Origin of the sequence: Prosthecomicrobium sp. N25, from assembly GCF_037203705.1 — a bacterium.
Classification (GTDB): Bacteria; Pseudomonadota; Alphaproteobacteria; order Rhizobiales; family Ancalomicrobiaceae; genus Prosthecodimorpha.
In genome coordinates, this window is the sequence record NZ_JBBCAT010000001.1 from 2,861,006 (window position 1) to 2,878,137 (window position 17,132).

General features: G+C 70.2%; 16 protein-coding genes. 12 read left to right on the plus strand and 4 right to left on the minus strand.

The genetic code is table 11. The features are described 5' to 3' along the window. Positions 1-31: 31 nt before the first annotated feature. Positions 32-592: a CDP-alcohol phosphatidyltransferase family protein gene (locus WBG79_RS13010; RefSeq protein ID WP_337357529.1), complete on the minus strand. Its 561-nt coding sequence runs from the start codon at positions 590-592 to the stop codon at positions 32-34. Positions 593-694: 102 nt separating this feature from the next. On the opposite strand from WBG79_RS13010, the gene WBG79_RS13015 reads away from it, so the two are divergent. The 3 genes from WBG79_RS13015 to WBG79_RS13025 all read left to right on the plus strand — a co-directional run bounded on the left by WBG79_RS13015 (position 695) and on the right by WBG79_RS13025 (position 5,023). Continuing rightward, positions 695-1,504: a sirohydrochlorin chelatase gene (locus WBG79_RS13015; RefSeq protein WP_337357530.1), complete on the plus strand. Its 810-nt coding sequence runs from the start codon at positions 695-697 to the stop codon at positions 1,502-1,504. A 65-nt stretch (positions 1,505-1,569) separates the two neighbouring features. Then, on the plus strand, positions 1,570-2,910 hold the full coding sequence (gene rimO, locus WBG79_RS13020; RefSeq protein ID WP_337357941.1) for a 30S ribosomal protein S12 methylthiotransferase RimO: 1,341 nt from the start codon (positions 1,570-1,572) through the stop codon (positions 2,908-2,910). 172 nt (positions 2,911-3,082) lie between these two features. After that, the gene (locus WBG79_RS13025; protein ID WP_337357531.1) at positions 3,083-5,023 is read left to right on the plus strand and encodes a methyl-accepting chemotaxis protein; all 1,941 of its coding nucleotides are present in this window, start codon (positions 3,083-3,085) and stop codon (positions 5,021-5,023) included. 15 nt (positions 5,024-5,038) lie between these two features. On the opposite strand, the gene WBG79_RS13030 is transcribed toward WBG79_RS13025, so the two are convergent. The 3 genes from WBG79_RS13030 to WBG79_RS13040 form a co-directional block, all read right to left on the minus strand. Beyond that, a complete protein-coding gene (locus WBG79_RS13030) occupies positions 5,039-5,365 on the minus strand; it encodes a hypothetical protein (RefSeq protein ID WP_337357532.1) in 327 nt (108 codons plus the stop codon). Positions 5,366-5,466: 101 nt separating this feature from the next. Next, a complete protein-coding gene (locus WBG79_RS13035) occupies positions 5,467-6,726 on the minus strand; it encodes a M20/M25/M40 family metallo-hydrolase (protein WP_337357533.1) in 1,260 nt (419 codons plus the stop codon). Positions 6,727-6,836: 110 nt separating this feature from the next. Then, a complete protein-coding gene (locus tag WBG79_RS13040) occupies positions 6,837-7,814 on the minus strand; it encodes a quinone oxidoreductase family protein (protein ID WP_337357534.1) in 978 nt (325 codons plus the stop codon). A gap of 158 nt (positions 7,815-7,972) precedes the next feature. Between WBG79_RS13040 and WBG79_RS13045 the strand changes: the two genes are divergently transcribed. From WBG79_RS13045 to WBG79_RS13085, 9 genes are all read left to right on the plus strand, one after another. After that, positions 7,973-8,521 carry a hypothetical protein gene (locus tag WBG79_RS13045; RefSeq protein ID WP_337357535.1) on the plus strand — a complete coding sequence of 183 codons (549 nt, stop codon included), beginning with the start codon at positions 7,973-7,975 and terminating at the stop codon, positions 8,519-8,521. A 218-nt stretch (positions 8,522-8,739) separates the two neighbouring features. Then, positions 8,740-9,432 carry a GntR family transcriptional regulator gene (locus tag WBG79_RS13050; RefSeq protein ID WP_337357536.1) on the plus strand — a complete coding sequence of 231 codons (693 nt, stop codon included), beginning with the start codon at positions 8,740-8,742 and terminating at the stop codon, positions 9,430-9,432. A gap of 76 nt (positions 9,433-9,508) precedes the next feature. Continuing rightward, complete coding sequence (locus tag WBG79_RS13055; protein WP_337357537.1) at positions 9,509-10,492, plus strand: sialic acid TRAP transporter substrate-binding protein SiaP; 984 nt, start codon at positions 9,509-9,511, stop codon at positions 10,490-10,492. A gap of 90 nt (positions 10,493-10,582) precedes the next feature. Beyond that, positions 10,583-11,137: a TRAP transporter small permease gene (locus WBG79_RS13060; RefSeq protein ID WP_337357538.1), complete on the plus strand. Its 555-nt coding sequence runs from the start codon at positions 10,583-10,585 to the stop codon at positions 11,135-11,137. 4 nt (positions 11,138-11,141) lie between these two features. Next, a complete protein-coding gene (locus tag WBG79_RS13065; protein ID WP_337357539.1) occupies positions 11,142-12,416 on the plus strand; it encodes a TRAP transporter large permease in 1,275 nt (424 codons plus the stop codon). Positions 12,417-12,743: 327 nt separating this feature from the next. Beyond that, positions 12,744-13,688, plus strand: a complete 945-nt coding sequence (locus WBG79_RS13070; RefSeq protein WP_337357540.1) for an ABC transporter permease — start codon at positions 12,744-12,746, stop codon at positions 13,686-13,688. Between the two features lie 16 nt (positions 13,689-13,704). Further along, the gene (locus WBG79_RS13075) at positions 13,705-14,598 is read left to right on the plus strand and encodes an ABC transporter permease (protein ID WP_337357541.1); all 894 of its coding nucleotides are present in this window, start codon (positions 13,705-13,707) and stop codon (positions 14,596-14,598) included. A 13-nt stretch (positions 14,599-14,611) separates the two neighbouring features. Further along, positions 14,612-15,715, plus strand: a complete 1,104-nt coding sequence (locus WBG79_RS13080) for an ABC transporter ATP-binding protein (protein WP_337357542.1) — start codon at positions 14,612-14,614, stop codon at positions 15,713-15,715. A 92-nt stretch (positions 15,716-15,807) separates the two neighbouring features. After that, positions 15,808-16,776 carry an ABC transporter ATP-binding protein gene (locus WBG79_RS13085; RefSeq protein WP_337357942.1) on the plus strand — a complete coding sequence of 323 codons (969 nt, stop codon included), beginning with the start codon at positions 15,808-15,810 and terminating at the stop codon, positions 16,774-16,776. Positions 16,777-17,132 lie beyond the last annotated feature (356 nt).

A 17,132-nucleotide genomic window follows, 5' to 3' on the forward strand; every position in this document is an offset into this window, starting at 1 on the left:
CGTTCCCTCTCTCGTCCCAGGCGCCCGACCGTCAGGCGGTCGGCGGCGGGCTCACCGCCATCTGCCTCATCCAGCCGACCAGATAGGCCGCCCCCGAGGCGACGGTGGTCGCCGCGACGACCCAGATCCCCGCAGCCACGGCGGCGGTGAGGTCGACCGCGAAGGCATGATCCCCCAGAACCGTGCCGGCTAGCAAGATCTGCGCGAGCGTATTCGCCTTGGAGACGAAGAGAGGCCGCACGGCCACCGGTTTCCCCAGGATCCACGACAGGAGGTAGGCGCCGATGATGAGGAGGTCGCGGGAGACCACCAGGATCACCAGCCAGCGCGGCAGGTCGCCGCCGATGCCGAGCGCCACGTAGGTGGCGACCAGCAGGGACTTGTCGGCGATGGCGTCGAGGTGGGCGCCGAGCTCCGTGCCGAGGTTCCAGCGCCGCGCGATCCAGCCGTCGAAGGCATCCGAGGCGCCGGCGACGACGAAGATCCAGAAGGCGAGGTCGAGCCGGTCCTCGGAGATCGCCGCCACGGCGAGCGGCACCAGGATGAGCCTGGCGACGCTGATGAGGTTGGGCAGGTTCAGGTTCGGGGTCATGGCCGGTCCGTCCGCCTGAAGAGAAGTGGCGCGGGGAGCCCGTGCCGCCAAGGGCGTGCCGTGCCGCTTGCCCAGGCTGCGCTTCCGCGCCATATCGGACCGATGTCCAGCGCCACCCCGTCCCCCTCCCCCGTCCGCGAGCCCGGCGCGGCTCCCGCGCCGGCCGCCATTCTGGTCGCCGCGCACGGCGACGGCGGCGACCTTCGCCGCAACGCGGCGATCCGGACGATCGCCGAGCGCCTCGCGCGGCGGGTCGACGTGCCGGTCGCCTGGGCCGTGCTGAAGGAGCCCGACAGCTTCCCGGCCGCCCGCGCCGATCTCGGCACGGCGGCCGAGGGTCCGGTCGCGGTCTATCCCTTCTTCATGTCGGACGGCTACTTCGTCCGCGTCAAGCTGCCCCGCATGCTCGCCGCGAGCGGCTTCCCCAGACCGCAGCTGCTGCCTACCTTCGGCACCGATCCGCTCGTCGTCGACCTCCTGGAGCGGCGGCTCAGGTCGGTCGCCGCCCTGCAGGGCGGGTGCGAGCCGAAGGACTTCCGCATCCTGCTGGTCGGACACGGCTCGGGCTCCGGCGAGCCGGCCTCGCGCCTGCGCACGGAAGCGGTGGCCGCCGAGCTCGGCTACCGGGGCCTCGGGCGCGTCCACGTCGCCTTCATCGAGGAGGCTCCCTTCGTGGAGGACGCGTTCCGGGACGTGGACCCGCAGATCGTCGTGGGCTTCTTCGCCTCGGAGGGCACGCACGCCCTCGACGACGTCGCTACCCTGGTGGCGGAGCGCCCGCAGGTTCTGCACCACATCGCCGCGATCGGCTCGGACCTCGGGGTCGCCGACATGATCGCGGCGCGCATCGCGGAGGCCGCAGGATCGCTGCACGACGGTAACGAGGCTTGCATTTCCGGCGAAACCGCTTAACTCCGCGGCGAGCGAAACGAGCGCCGGACCTTGCCTCCGGCCGCGAGCGGAACGATCCGACCATGATGGACGACCAGGCGGCCGCAGCCCCGGCGCGGAACCCGAAGATTTCCTTCGTCAGTCTCGGCTGCCCGAAGGCCCTCGTCGACAGCGAGCGGATCATCACGCAGCTGCGGGCGGAGGGTTACGAGCTCTCGAAGAGCCACTCCGGCGCCGACGTGGTCATCGTCAACACCTGCGGCTTCCTCGACAGCGCCAAGGCGGAGAGCCTGGACGCCATCGGCAAGGCGATGGCGGAGAACGGCAAGGTCATCGTCACCGGCTGCATGGGCGCCGAGCCGGGCGAGATCGAGGAGAGCTACCCCAATCTCCTCGCCATCACGGGACCGCAGGCCTACGAGAGCGTCGTCGGCGCGGTGCATGCGGCGGTGCCGCCGGCGCACGATCCCTTCCTCGACCTGATCCCGCCGCAGGGCGTCAAGCTGACGCCGCGCCACTACGCGTATCTGAAGATATCCGAGGGCTGCAACAACCGTTGCTCCTTCTGCATCATCCCGAAGCTCCGGGGCGACCTCATCTCCCGGCCGGCCGCCGACGTGCTGCGCGAGGCCGAAAGGCTCGTGAAGGCCGGGGTCAAGGAACTCCTCGTCATCAGCCAGGACACCTCGGCCTACGGGGTGGACCTGCGCTACGCCGAGAGCGCCTGGAAGGACCGGCAGGTCCGGGCGAAGTTCATCGATCTCGCGCGGGAGCTGGGCGACTTCGGCGCCTGGGTGCGCCTCCACTACGTCTACCCCTACCCCCATGTCGACGAGGTCGTCGGCCTGATGGCCGAGGGCAGGATCCTGCCCTACCTGGACATCCCCTTCCAGCATGCCGCCCCCTCCGTGCTGAAGGCGATGCGCCGGCCGGCCCACCAGGAGAAGACCCTCGACCGCATCCGCGGCTGGCGCGCCGTCGCGCCGGATCTCGCGATCCGTTCGACCTTCATCGTCGGCTTTCCCGGCGAGACGGAGGAGGACTTCCAGTTCCTGCTCGACTGGCTCACCGAAGCGAAGCTCGATCGGGTCGGCTGCTTCCGCTACGAGCCGGTCCGCGGCGCCCCGGCGAACGAGCTCGGCGCACCGGTGCCCAAGGCGGTGCAGGACGAGCGCTGGCATCGTTTCATGAAGCACCAGCAGGCAATCTCGGAGCGCCTCCAGAAGGCGCGCGTCGGCCGGCGCGTGCCGGTGATCATCGACGAGGCGGGGCCGACAGTCGCCAAGGGCCGGACCAAGTGGGACGCTCCGGACATCGACGGCACGACTTACGTAACGTCACGTCGCCCGCTTCGTATTGGTGAAATCATCACTGTGAAGATCGACAGATCCGACGCCTACGACCTCTACGGCACAGCTACGGGGTAGTCGCATTCCGCAGCAAAGCCGGACCCGCGCGGGCGACGAACACTCGTTATTCGCATATGCGCCTATTCGCACTACTCTATATTAAGATTGGCATGAAACTCTCCGTACCGAAGGCGCGACGGCGCCGAACCCTGCGGTTGCGGAGGGCACGACATTGCGAATCCGACAGATCATGTTCGGCCTGAACCTGGCCTCCTTTTTCGTCTCTGCCGCACTGGCCGCGACAGTCTTCTACATCGTCGACCGCCACTCCTCCGCGATGGACCTGATGCAGGCGGGGACCACGGCGCTCCGCCAGCAGTCGGATGCCGACATGGCGCATGACGCGATTCGGGGCACGGTCTACCGGTCTCTCCACGCGGCCGCCACCAAGGACGGTTCGGTGCTGGCGGAAGTCGGCAAGGAATTCGACGAGTACGCGGAGGTCTTCCAGTCGCGCATGGGGCGTCTCGAGAAGGCCGACCTCGGCCCGGAGATCGCGGGCGCGGTGGCCAAGGTGAAGCCGTCGCTGCTCGACTACGTGAAGACGGCGCGGTCGATCGTCGAGTTCGCGGCCAAGGGCGATCCGGCCAAGGCCACCGCGAGCCTGCCGGCCTTCGACAAGGCCTTCAAGCTGCTCGAGGACGAGATGGAGGCCCTGAGCGACCGGATCGAGGCGGCCAACACGGATTTCAAGTCTCTTGCCGACGAGGCGGCCTTCTACGGCACCATCGCCAAGTATGTGGGCCTCGTGGCCGCCGTCCTGATCTCCGCCATTCTCGCCTTCGTCGCCAACCGGCGGATCAGCGGCCCGATCGGCCGGCTGACCCGGACCATGCGCGCGCTCTCCGACGGGGACCTCGCGGTCGCCGCCGAGGGGGCGGACCGCAAGGACGAGATCGGCGACATGGCCCGCGCGGTCGCGGTGTTCCGGGACTCCATGGTCGAACGCAGCCGCCTCGAGGAGGCGGCCCGGCTCGAGCAGGACAAGCGCGACGCCGAGCGCCGGGAGCTCGAACGGATCATCCTGCAGTTCCAGGCGGACATCGGCCACGTCACCGAGAATCTCGGCACCGAGATGCACCGGATGGAGAAGACTGCCGATACCCTCGGGTCGGTCGCCCGAGTGACGGCCAGCCAAGCCTCGGCCGCGGCCGCCGCCTCAACCGAATCCTCGGCCGGCATCCAGACCATCGCCTCGGCCACCGAGGAGATGGGGGCTTCGATCGGCGAGATCGCCGACCGCGCCACCAAGGCCTCCGGCATGGTGCTGACCGCGACGGAGACGGCCGAGCGGACCAACCGGGACATGGCCGCGCTCGCCGAGACCGCGCGTCAGATCGGCACCGTGGTGGAGATGATCCGCGGCATCGCAGAGCAGACCAACCTGCTGGCCCTCAACGCCACCATCGAGGCGGCGCGCGCCGGCACCGCCGGCCGGGGCTTCGCGGTGGTCGCGTCCGAGGTCAAGTCGCTCGCCGAGCAGACCGCGAAGGCGACGGGCGATATCGCCCAGCAGGTCGGCGCGATCCAGTCGGCCGCGCGCGCGACGGAGGAGTCCGTGCGCGGCATCGTCGCCATGATGGAGAACGTCAACGGCCTGACCGCCTCGATCGCGACCTCCGTCTCCGAGCAGAGCAACGCGACCCGGGAGATCACCGCCAACATCACCCAGGCCTCGCAGGGGTCGAGCGAGGTGGCCGGCAGCGTCGAGAGCGTCATGGGGGCGGTCGCCGAGACCGAGATGGCCGCCGCCAGCGCGCGCGGGGTGGCCGAGAAGCTCTCGCAGATCACCGATCGGCTCTCCAAGACGGTCGAGGACTTCCTCGGCACGATCAACGGCGAGATCCGCGACCGCCGGGGCGCCCGCCGCCTCCAGGCCGCGCGGGACTTCGAGGTCCAGCACGAGGGGCGCGTCCATCGGTCCCGCATGACCGAACTCAGCACGACCGGCGCGCGCCTCGGCACCGTCCCGGGCATCTCCGCGGGGTCGACGGTCCGGCTCCGGCTCACCGGAGAGCTGGACGTCTCGGCCACCGTGATCTGGCTGACCGCCGACGAGTTCGGCGTCCGCTTCGCACGGCCGATCTCCGATCACGATGCCGCCGCAGTGGCCGGGCGGGCTGCCGCCTGAGCCGCCCTCCCCCGATCAGCTCACCAGCCGGCAGCGCTCCCAGACCTCGGGTTCGGCGGCCGGCTGGTCGGCCGGGTAGGCATAGACCCAGTCCTCGCCGTTGAGGCGCAGGAACCGGACGGTGCCGCCGAACTCCTCCTGGTCGGGCACCCGGTAGCGGAACGCGTGGCGGGTGTAGTCGCCCTGCATCGACGTGCCGCCGGGCGTGATGATGGTCGATCCGCTGATCTCCATGCGCCGCCCGTCCTTTCGGCACCACTTGCCGTCGATCGAATCCGCCATGGCCGGCCCTGCCGCGACCCCCGCGGCGAGGGCCACGACCCCGAACATCCACGCGCGCATCGTCAAACCCCGTCGTCTGAACGCCGCTCCCGCAGCGGCAGCGCGCAGGCTAGCGCAGGCCCCGTCCGGCGACCAAACACGCTTGCGCGAACGGGTGCGGCTCAGCGGGGACGGAGCAGGTCGGCGAGCGTCCCGGCGACGATGAGCGTCGCCGCCTTGAGGTCGGCCAGATCGAGCCGCTCGTCGGGCCCGTAGGCGCCCGAGGCCGTCACGGATCGCGGCCCCGCGCCGTAGAGGACGGTGGGGATGCCCGCCGCCGCATAGTGTCGCCCGTCGGAATAGAGGGGGGCGCCCGTCGCCTCGATCGGCCGGCCGAGCACGGCCTCCGCCTTGCGCCGGATCAGGGCGACGAGGTCCTCCACGCCGGGGCGCGGGCGCAGAGGCTCGGCGAGCATGAGCCGGCGGCATTCCACCTCGATGCCGGCGCGATCTCCCGCCGCGGCCTCGATCAGGCGGATGAGGTCGGCCTCGACCGCCTCGCCGTCCTCCTCCGGGATCAGGCGGCGGTCGACCCGGATGACGGTGCGGTCGGGAACGACGTTGATGGAGATGCCGCTCGACACCGTGCCGACGGTCAGGCGGGCCGAGCCGATGCCGGGCTCGGCGCTGACGATGCCCGCCAGCCGCCGGCGCTCGCCGTAGAGGGCCGCGAGGACGGGCGTGGCCGCCTCGAGGGCGTCGGCACCCTCCTCGGGAAGGGCCGCATGGGCGGCGCGGCCGCGGATCACGATCTCGAGGTGGAGACAGCCGGCATGGACGACCGTCACCGCGTGGGTGAAGCCCGCCGCGATGACGAGGTCGGGACGGGTCAGGCCCTGCGCCAGGAGCCACTGCGGCCCGACATGGCCGCCGGCCTCCTCGTCGAAGGTGATGTGGAGTTCGACCGTGCCGGAGAGCCCCTCCCCGGTCCGGCGCAGCGCGTCGAGCGCGAAGGCGTAGGCGGCGATGTCCGACTTCGAGACCGCGGCGCCGCGGCCCCACAGGGCCCCACGTAGCACCTCGCCGGCGAAGGGGTCGAGCGACCAGCCGCTGCCGGCCGGCACCGTGTCGCCGTGGGCCTGCAGGGCCACCACCGGACCGACGCCCGAGCCGAAGCGGTGGCGGACGATCAGGTTGACGACCGACTTCAGACCGTGCTGGCGCGCGAAGGGCTCGGGCACCGCATGGCGCTCGACCGTGAAGCCCAGGGCCTCAAGGGAATCGGCGGCGGCCTCCGAGATCGCGCCGAAGTCGGCGGGCGGGATCTCGCTGCGGGTCTGAACGAGACGCCGGAGGAACTGCACCTCCGCCTCGAAACCGTCTTCCACGGCGGCCGCCAGCCTCTCGGTTGCGGCCGCCTCGGGACTTGGGACCTCGATCATGCCTTCATCCGTGCGGGCGGTCCCGGCCCGCAGGGCGGCCGGGAGGAACGCCTACCGCCTTCACGTATGCGACGACGGCGGCGCCTTGGCAAGCTGCGGCGCGGCGCGGGTCAGGGCAGGAGCACGCTGGCGCCGGTCGTCCGGCGGCCCTCCAGGTCGCGGTGGGCGTCGGCGGCGTCGGCCAGGGCGTAGCGATGGTTGACCGGGATGTGCACCGCGCCGCTGCCGACCCGCGCGATCAGGTCGTTGGCGGTCGTCTCCAGGTCCTCGCGTTTGGCCGTGTAGGTGAAGAGGGTCGGCCGGGTCGCGAAGAGGGATCCCTTCTGCGACAGCAGGCCTATGGGGAAGGCCGGCACCGGTCCGGAGGCGTTGCCGAAGGACACCCACATGCCGAGCGGCTTCAGGCAGTCGAGCGAGCCCGGGAACGTGTCCTTGCCGATGGAGTCGTAGACGACGTCCACGCCGGCACCGCCGGTCAGCTCCTTCACCCGGGCGACGAAATCTTCGTTGCGGTAGTCGATCACGTGGTCGTAGCCGTTCGCCCGGGCGAGCGCGCATTTCTCCGGACCGCCGGCCGTGCCGATGGTCGTCGCCCCGAGCACCTTCGCCCATTGGCCGGCGATGAGGCCGACGCCGCCGGCGGCGGCGTGGAAGAGGAGCGTCGTCCCCGGCCCGACCTTGAAGGTGCGGTTGAGGAGATACTGGACCGTCATGCCCTTCAGCATCATGGCGGCGGCGGTCTCGTCTGCGATGCCGTCGGGCAGCTTGATGAGGCGGTCGGCCGGGACGAGACGCTTCTGCGCGTAGGAGCCGAGGGTGGCCACGTAGGCGACCCGGTCGCCCGGGGCGACGTGGGTCACGCCCGGGCCGACCGCCTCGACCACGCCCGATCCCTCGTTGCCCGGGATGAAGGGCAATCCGGCCGGCGCCGGATAGAGGCCGGAGCGGTAGTAGCAGTCGATGAAGTTGATGCCGATCGCCTTGTGGGCGACCAGCGCCTCCCCGGGACCGGGCGCGGCGACCGCGACATCGGCCAGCCTCAGGACCTCCGGTCCGCCGGTCTCGTGGATCTCAATTGCCTTGACCATCGCGAGCACTCCCCCGTTCGGATGGCGCGACAATGGGGCGGCCGGCCGGGTACGGCAAGAGTGCGTGCCGTGCCGGGCCCGCATGGCGGAACCGCGCCGCCGGGCCGGCGTTCCCGTGCGGAGGGGCGGAGACCCGACCCCCACCGAGGAGGACGCCCATGATTCCCGATCCGACCGGCGCCGACGCGCGCACCGTCACGGCCTTCTTCGACGACAAGGCGGCGGCCGAGCGCGCCGTCGAACGCCTGCAGGCGGCGGGTTTCCGGCCCGACGACCTGCGCTTCGTGGCAGGCACCCAGAAGCAGGCCGCCGAGGCCGGGTTCGCCCGCGCCGAGGACAAGGGCCTGTGGGAAACCTTGACCGACTACCTGATCCCCGACGGGGACCGGCTGATCTACGAGGAGGCCCTGAAGCGGGGCGGCTACCTCGTCACCGCGAGCGCCAATTCCGGCAGCTACGAGCGCGCCCTCGACATCCTCGACGAGGAGGGCACCGTCGACCTCGACCAGCGCGAGGCCGAATGGCGCGCGTCGGGCTGGACCCCGGTCGACATCGAGCGACCGGCCGAGCCCGGCGGTCTCGACCGCAGCCGCGAACCCAACGTGCTCGACCGCGGCTACGACCCCGCCGCCGAGCGCCGCGGCATGCGCGACACCAGCCACGGCCGCACCCGGGCCCGCGGCTACGTCTGGCACACCGGCCCCTGAGGCGCGGGCCCGTACCTCGCGGACGGAACCGGGGCGGCGGACCTCGCGAAGGCGCCGGCACGGCACGGCGGCCCCGGAGCAGGGCCACGGATCGGATCGTCGTCCCCACTGAGGGCGCTCTGATATATCTTGCATGCAAGTTTGCCTCCGGTTAACCTGACCCCTGCGGCACATCTTTGGCCGCCGGGGGACAGGCGTTGGCGGCACGATCGACTCGGATGGGGGCGGAGGCGCCGCAGCTCTGGCGGGCGAACCGGCCGAAAGGCTCGTCCGAGACCGTCTACGCGGACCTGAAGGCCCGCATCCTCACGCTCGACATCGTGCCCGGCGGCTCGCTGTCGGAGCCCGAGCTTTCGCTCGCCTACGGTGTCAGCCGGACGCCGGTGCGCGAGGCGCTGATCCGCCTCGCCGACGAGGGTCTGGTCGACATCGTCCCGAAGTCGGGCACCTCCGTCGCGCGGATCCCCCTGGGGCTCCTGCCGGAGGCGATCGTCGTGCGCAAGGCGCTCGAGGAGGCCACGGTGCGCGCGGCGGCCGAACGGGCGACGGGGAGCGCCGTCCTGCAGCTCGAGGCCGCCCAGGCCCGCCTGACCGAGGTCGCCGAGCAGGGCGACTTCGAGGCCTTCCACCTGGCCGACGAGGCCTTTCACGCCACCATCGCGGCGGTCGCGGGCTATCCCGGGATCTGGACGCTGGTCGAGCGCGCCAAGATGCACATCGACCGCTACCGCCGGCTGACCCTCCCGCAGGAGGGGCGGCTCAGGAAGGTGATCGTCGAGCACGCGGCGGTCCTCGACGGCATTCGCCGACGCGACCCCGACGCGGCGTCCGCCGCCATGCGCGACCACCTGGCCGGGCTGGAGATCAGCATCGACCAGGTCCGCGACGCCAACCCGGACTTCTTCCAGTAGCGGGCGCGCTGGCGCCCGACGGACTTTTCACGAGGCGGACGGAGATCCGCCGGACCCATCGAACGGGAGGACAAGCATGTTGAGATACCCCGGACGCATCCTGCTGGCGGCTGCCCTCGCCACCGCCGCCGCCATCCTGCCGGCTTCGGCGCAGACGAAGCTGCGCTGGGCGCATGTCTACGAGACGAGCGAGCCCTATCACACCGAGGCGGTCTGGGCCGCCGAGGAGATCAAGAAGCGCACGGGCGGCAAGATCGAGATCTCGGTGCACCCGGCCTCGCAGCTCGGCAACGAGAACCAGATCAACGAGGGCCTCGGCCTCGGCACCGTGGACATCATCTACACGGGCGTCGCCTTCGCGGGCTCGATCCACAAGCCGCTCGCCATCACGAACGCGCCCTTCGTGCTGCGCGACTTCGACCACTGGAAGGCCTATCGCGGCTCGAAGCTCTTCCGCGACATCGCCAAGGGCTACGAGGACAAGACGAAGCACAAGGTCGTCGCCCTCACCTATTACGGCCAGCGCCACCTGACGGCCAACAAGGCGATCACCACGCCGGAGGACATGAAGGGCATGAAGCTGCGCGTGCCGCCGGCGCCGCTCTTCCTGATGTTCACCAAGTCGGTCGGCGCCAACGCCACCCCGATCGCCTTCGCGGAAGTCTACCTCGCCCTGCAGAACAAGACCGTCGACGGGCAGGAGAACCCCCTGCCGACCATCATGGCCAAGAAGTTCTACGAGGTGCAGTCGCACATCATGCTGACGGGCCACATCACCGAGTCCCTCGTCACCATCGTCGGCGGCCACGTCTGGGCGCGCCTGGACGACGGCCAGAAGAAGGTCTTCGAAGAGGTGCTGACCGAGGCGGCCGGCCGGGCGACCGACCAGATCCGGGCGTCCGAGCAGAAGCTCGCGGACGAGTTCCGCAAGCTCGGCAAGACCGTCGTGGAGGTCGACCGGAAGCCCTTCATCGCCGCCGCCGTCCCGCTCCACAACGACGCCTCGGCGGGCGCCGGCTGGAGCCAGGCCGAATACGACGCGCTCCAGGCGCTGAAGTGAACCACGGGCGTCGGGCCCGGCGCGCCTTCCGGGCGGCCGGGCCGGACGACGCCAGGGTCGGCCGGGAGGCCGCCGAGGAGACCTGCCAGAATGCAGCCGCGCGAACCCGACGACCTTGCCGAGGCGCACTTGATCGTCGCCGAGGACGAGGAGGTCAAGATCGAGTTCCACGTCGACGACGTGATCGCCTTCGCGATCTTCTGGGCGATGGCGATCGTCGTCTTCGTCCAGTTCTTCAGCCGCTACGTCCTCAACGACTCGGCCGCGTGGACCGAGGAGATCGCCCGCTACATGCTGATGTGGACGACCTTCATCGGCGCGGCGGTGGTCATGCGGCGGGGCACCAACATCGCCGTCGAGGTGCTGCTCCACTGGCTGCCGCCGGCGGGCTTCCGGGCCGTGAGTTTCCTGGTCGACGTCGCGACGGTCGGCTTCGTGGCGCTGCTCTGCTGGTTCTCGATTCTCATCACCGATCGCATGGGGATCCAGCGGATGACCGTAATCGACGTCTCGATGTCGGTCGTCTACGGCGGGATCGCCTTCGGCTGCTTCCTGATGCTCTTCCGCGCCCTGCAGCGCTTCGCCGCCAACGCCCGCCGGGGCTGGCGTCCCGATCCGAACGCGCCCGCGCTGATCATGGATTGACCCGATGGCCGTGTTGTTCGTCGTCTTCCTGGTGGCGCTGCTCGCGGGCGTGCCCATCTTCATCGCGCTCGGCGGCGCCTCGCTCGCCTACACACACTTCATCGCCGGCATCCCGGATTTCGTGGTGCTGCACCGGATGGCGGGCGGGGTCGATTCTTTCCCGCTGATCGCCGTCCCCTTCTTCATCCTGGCCGGCAACCTGATGAACACGGCCGGCATCACCAACCGCATCTACGACTTCGCCACCGCGGCGGTCGGCTGGCTGCGGGGCGGGCTCGGCCACGTCAACGTGCTCGGCTCGGTGATCTTCGCGGGCATGTCCGGGACGGCGGTCGCCGACGCCGGCGGGCTCGGCACCATCGAGATCAAGGCCATGCGCGACCATGGCTACCCGGACGGCTTCGCGGTCGGCATCACGGCCGCATCCTCGACGATCGGGCCCATCATCCCGCCGAGCCTGCCGATGGTCATCTTCGGCGTGATGGCCAACGTCTCCATCGGCCAGCTCTTCGCGGCGGGCTTCCTGCCGGGCCTCCTGATGGCCGGCGTCATGATGGCCTATGTGACGTGGTACGCGCACCGTCACGGCATCGGCCGCGACACGGCCTTCCGCTGGGGGCTGCTCGCGCGGACCTTCGTGCGGGCCGTCCCGGCCCTGCTGACGCCCGTCATCATCATCGGCGGCATGTCGTCGGGCGCCTTCACGCCGACGGAGGCGGCCATCGCGGCCTGCGCCTGGGCGCTGCTGCTCGGCGTCGTCTTCTACCGGACCCTCGACTTCAGGCGCTTCTACCTGATCTCTGTGCAGACGATCGAGACGACCGCGAGCGTGCTGATCATCGTCGGGGCCGCCTCCCTGTTCGGTTGGGTCCTGACCGTCACGCAGGTGACCGAGCAGGTCACCCAGCAGCTCCTCGGCATCACCACCGACCCGCTCGTCCTGCTTCTCATCATCAACCTGATCCTGCTGGTCGTCGGCTGCTTCATGGAGACGATCGCGGCCATCTCGATCCTCGTCCCCGTCTTCATGCCCGCAGTCCTGAAGGTCGGCATCGACCCGGTCCAGTTCGGGGTCATCATGGTGCTGAACCTGATGATCGGCCTGCTGACGCCGCCCGTCGGCATCGTCCTCTTCGTGCTGTCGCGGGTCGCCGGAATGTCCTTCGACGCCACGGTCCGGGCGGTCCTGCCCTTCCTGGTGCCGCTCCTGATCGTCCTCGTCCTGATCTCCGTCTTCCCGGTCATCACGCTCGCGTTGCCGACCCTCTGGTACCGATAGAGGCCCCTCGCACGGCGCGGACGCGTCCGCGCCCACGCCCCGGCGGGCCATGAGCCGCGAGGCCCGCCGGGGCGCTTGGCGCCTGCGTGTGCAATTGAACGAATTCGGGGCATAAGAATACAATCCGTCGGACGGGCCGGTCGTGCCGATCTGCGATGGTTGCTCCATTGTCGGCCCCGCCCGTCCCCTCCCGACACCCGCTCCGACATGATCCTGGCCCTGCGGCACCGCGGCGAGGCCGGATTGGCACGACCTTTGCTGACACTTCGCTGAAGCGGCGCCGTCGGATCGGCGCCGTCCGGATCGACAGCAGAGGACGCGCCCGCAATGGCCTCCTACATCCTGATGCGGATCTTGTACACAATCCCGATCCTGATCGGCGTGTCGCTGATCGCCTTCGGGCTCATCCACCTGGTGCCGGGCAACCCGCTCGACCTGCTGCTGCCGCCCGAGGCGCCGAAGGAACTGGTGGACCAGCTGAAAGCCAAGTACGGCTTCGACCAGCCGCTCTACATCCAGTATCTCAACTGGCTGGCCCGCACGGTGACGGGGGACCTCGGCAACTCCGTCTTCTCCGGGGCGCCGGTGCGCGAAGAACTGATCGACGCGCTCGGCAACACGCTGGTGCTCGCCATCCCGGCGGCCCTCCTCGGTTTCGCCATGGGGACGTTCCTGGGTGCGCTCGCCGGCTTCAACCGGGACACCTGGATCGACAAGCTGGCGTCCGCGCTCGCCATCACGGGCGTGAGCATGCCGCACTACTGGGGCGCCATCTGCTCGGTGATCGTCTTCTCGGTGCTGCTCAACTGGCTGCCCGCGACCGGCATGGGGCCGTCCGGCGGCGTCCCGGAATCCTGGGAGGACCTCACCCATATGGTCCTTCCCGTGGTGACCCTGTCGCTCATTCCCATGGGCGTGATCAGCCGGCTCGTCCGTGCCACCGTGCTGGAGATCTGCGGCCAGGAGTTCACGAGCGCCCTGCGCGGCAAGGGGCTCCGGCGCGCCCGGGTCGTCTACCACGTGATGAAGAACGCGGCGCCGCCCGCCATGGCGCTGATGGGGCTGCAGTTCGGCTACCTGCTCGGCGGCTCGATCCTGGTCGAGACCGTCTACAACTGGCCCGGCTCCGGCCAGCTCATGAACCTCGCCATCTTCCGGCGGGACATCCCGGTCCTGCAGGCGACGGTGGTCGTGCTCGCCTCGTTCTTCGTCGTCATCAACCTCACGGTCGACGTCCTCCAGGCGGCGATCGATCCGCGCATGCGCCGCTGACACGCGAGGAGACATCATGACGGATATCACCGCCGGTCCTATCACCGCTCCCGCACCCGTCCAGGGCAAGGGCTACTGGCGCCTCGTCGGCGAACGCATCCTGCGCGACAAGGTCACGCTGGTCGTCGCCGCCGTCCTGGTCACGATCGTGCTGATCGCGATCTTCGCGCCGCTCGTGACAAGCTACGACCCCTATACGGGCAAGATCGGCAACCGGCTGCAGCCGATCGGCACGCCCGGCCATTGGCTCGGCACCGACGAGGTCGGCCGCGACCTGTGGACCCGGCTCGCCTACGGGGCCCGGCTGTCGCTGCTGACGGGGGTCACGCCGGTGTTCTTCGCCACCCTGATCGGCGGCACGCTCGGCATCGTGGCGGGCATCGGCGGCCGCATCCCGAACACGATCATCATGCGCACCATGGACGTGTTCTACGCCTTCCCGTCCGTGCTCCTCGCCATCGCGATCTGCGGCGTGCTCGGGGCCGGGCTTTTCAACACCATGCTGTCCCTGACGATCGTCTTCATCCCCCCGCTGGTGCGCGTCTCGGAGAGCCTGACGACGCAGGTGCGCAGCCTCGATTTCGTCGAGGCGGCGCGGGCGACGGGGGCGAGCCTCGCCATGGTGATCCGCCACCAGGTGATCGCCAACGTGCTGTCGCCCATTCTGGTCTACGCCACGAGCCTGGTCTCGATCTCGATCATCCTGGCCGCGGGCCTCTCCTTCCTCGGCCTCGGCGTCGCGCCGCCGGCGGCGGAATGGGGGGCCATGCTGAACGCCCTCCGGCAGTCGATCTACGTCAATCCGGTCAACGCGGCCCTGCCGGGCTTCGTCATCCTCGCCACGTCCATGTCCTTCAACCTGATCAGCGACGGCCTGCGTTCCGCGATGGACGTCCGGCTGCCGCGCTGAGGAGGGTCAGACCATGTCAACCGAACCATCGACGAACCCGGCCCATCCCGACCTCGACGCGCGCGACCGCGGCGGGCCCGCGCAGCCGCTCCTGATCGTCAACGGCCTCAAGAAGCACTTTCCCCTGAAGGGCGGCCTGCCCTTCACCAAGAGGCCGGTCGTCCAGGCGGTCGACGGCGTCTCCTTCTCGGTCCGCAAGGGCGAGACGCTCGGCATCGTCGGGGAGTCCGGCTGCGGCAAGTCGACGACGGCGCGCCTCCTCATGCACCTGATCGAGCCCGACACGGGGGATATCGTGTTCGACGGCGATCCTGTCGGGGGCCTGCGCGGCATCAGCATCCGCGAGCTGCGCCGGCAGATGCAGATGGTGTTCCAGGACAGCTACTCGTCCCTGAACCCGCGCGCCCAGATCGCCGACATCATCGCGTTCGGGCAGATCGCCCACGGCACCCCGTATGCGGACGCGCGCGCCAAGGCCGAGGACCTGCTCGGGCGCGTCGGCCTGATGCCCAACCTGTTCGCCCGCCGGTATCCGCACGAGCTCTCGGGCGGCCAGCGCCAGCGGGTCAACATCGCCCGGGCGCTGGCCATGGACCCGCGCCTCGTCCTCCTCGACGAGGCGGTATCGGCGCTCGACAAGTCGGTCGAGGCCCAGGTGCTGAACCTGCTGCAGGACCTGAAGCACGACCTGAAGCTGACCTACATCTTCATCAGCCACGACCTCAACGTGGTGCGCTACATGAGCGACCGGGTGGTCGTCATGTATCTCGGCCGCGTGGTCGAGATCGGCGACGTGGAGGAGATCTACCGGCACCCGCGCCACCCCTATACCCGTGCGCTCCTATCCGCCATGCCGACGCTCGACCCGCGCCGGCGCACGGAGGCGCCGCCCCTGACGGGCGACCCGCCGAACCCGATCGACCCGCCCTCGGGCTGCCGCTTCCGGACCCGCTGTGCCTTCGCGGAGACCGTCTGCGCCGCCAAGTCCCCCGCGCTGGTTTCGCTCGGCGACGGGATCGACCACGAGGTCGCCTGCCATATGGACATCGCCGGGTCGGGGCACAGCAAGGCTCCGCCCGCTCCCGTCGTCGAACCGGTCCTGGAGGCCGCCGAGTGATGAACGTCCACGCCCATTTCGTCGAACAGCTGCACGGCGCCGCGCCGGTCCCCACGCCCGCCGACCTCGACAAGGTCGTCGACATCCAGGACATGACGGTCACATTCCGCTCGCGCGAGCGGACGGTCCATGCGGTGAACGGGGTGAGCTTCGCCCTGAAGCGCGGCGAGGTGCTGGGCATTCTCGGCGAGTCCGGGTCGGGCAAGAGCGTGACGCTGCGCGCGCTGATGCGGCTCTTGCCGGGTCATGCCGAGGTCGGCGGCAAGGTCGTCGTCGCCGGCCGGGATGTCGCGACGCTGTCCGAGCAGAGCCTCGAGGACGTACGCGGCCGGTCGATCTCGATGATCTTCCAGGAGCCCATGACGGCGCTCGATCCGGTCTTCACCATCGGCGAGCAGATCGCCGAGACCGTCCGCCGCCACGAGGGCTGCGACCGGCGCTCCGCGGAGGCCCGCGCGCTCGAGCTTCTCGAGCTGGTGCAGATCCCGTCCGCCAGGCGGCGGCTCAAGGCCTATCCGCACGAAATGTCCGGCGGCATGCGCCAGCGGGCCATGATCGCGCTCGCGCTCTCGTGCCGGCCGAGCGTGCTCCTCGCCGACGAGCCGACGACGGCGCTCGACGTGACCGTCCAGATCCAGATCCTGCTGCTGCTGCGCAAATTGCAGAAGGAACTCGGCATGGCGGTGATCTTCGTCACCCACGACGTGGGCGCGGCGGTCGAGGTGTCGGACCGCCTCGCGGTCATGTATGCCGGGCGCTTCGTCGAGACGGGGACATCGCTCGAACTGATCGAGGGGCACCGCCATCCCTACACGAAAGGTCTCCTCGATTCGATGCTCCACGGCGACCGCCGCGGTCAGCGCCTGGAGACGATCCCGGGCGCCCCGCCGAGCCTCGGCGCCGCCCCCTCCGGCTGCTCCTTCGCGCCCCGCTGCAAGTGGGCGAAGCCGTCATGCAGCCTGACCCTGCCCGATCCGACGGCCTTCTCGGACACCCACATGGCCCGCTGCTTCCGGATGGACCCGTCCGCCCCGGGCTTCGCCATGAAGGCGGACGCGTAAGAGACCATCGCGGTCCGATCCCGGACGCCACCCTGCCCCGCATCCCCGGCCGAAGCGCTGGGCCCCAGCGCCCTCCCCCGGCCGCAGCGCTGCGATCCGCCGCCCACGCAGGATCCCGGATCGGCGGCGCGTTCCGCGCCTTGTCCGGGAATGCGGTCGAGGGGCATGGGCCCAGCGGGGCCGACTTCGTTTGCCCCCCGCCCTCTCCCCCGCATCCCCGGCCGAAGCGCCGGGGCCCATCGCCCTCCCCACGCCGCAGCGCCACCGGATCCCGCACCGCCCTGGGCCCCGGATCTGCGGCGCTGCCGCGCCTTGTCCGGGGATGCACGGGGAGAGGCGGACCCGACGGGGGCGGA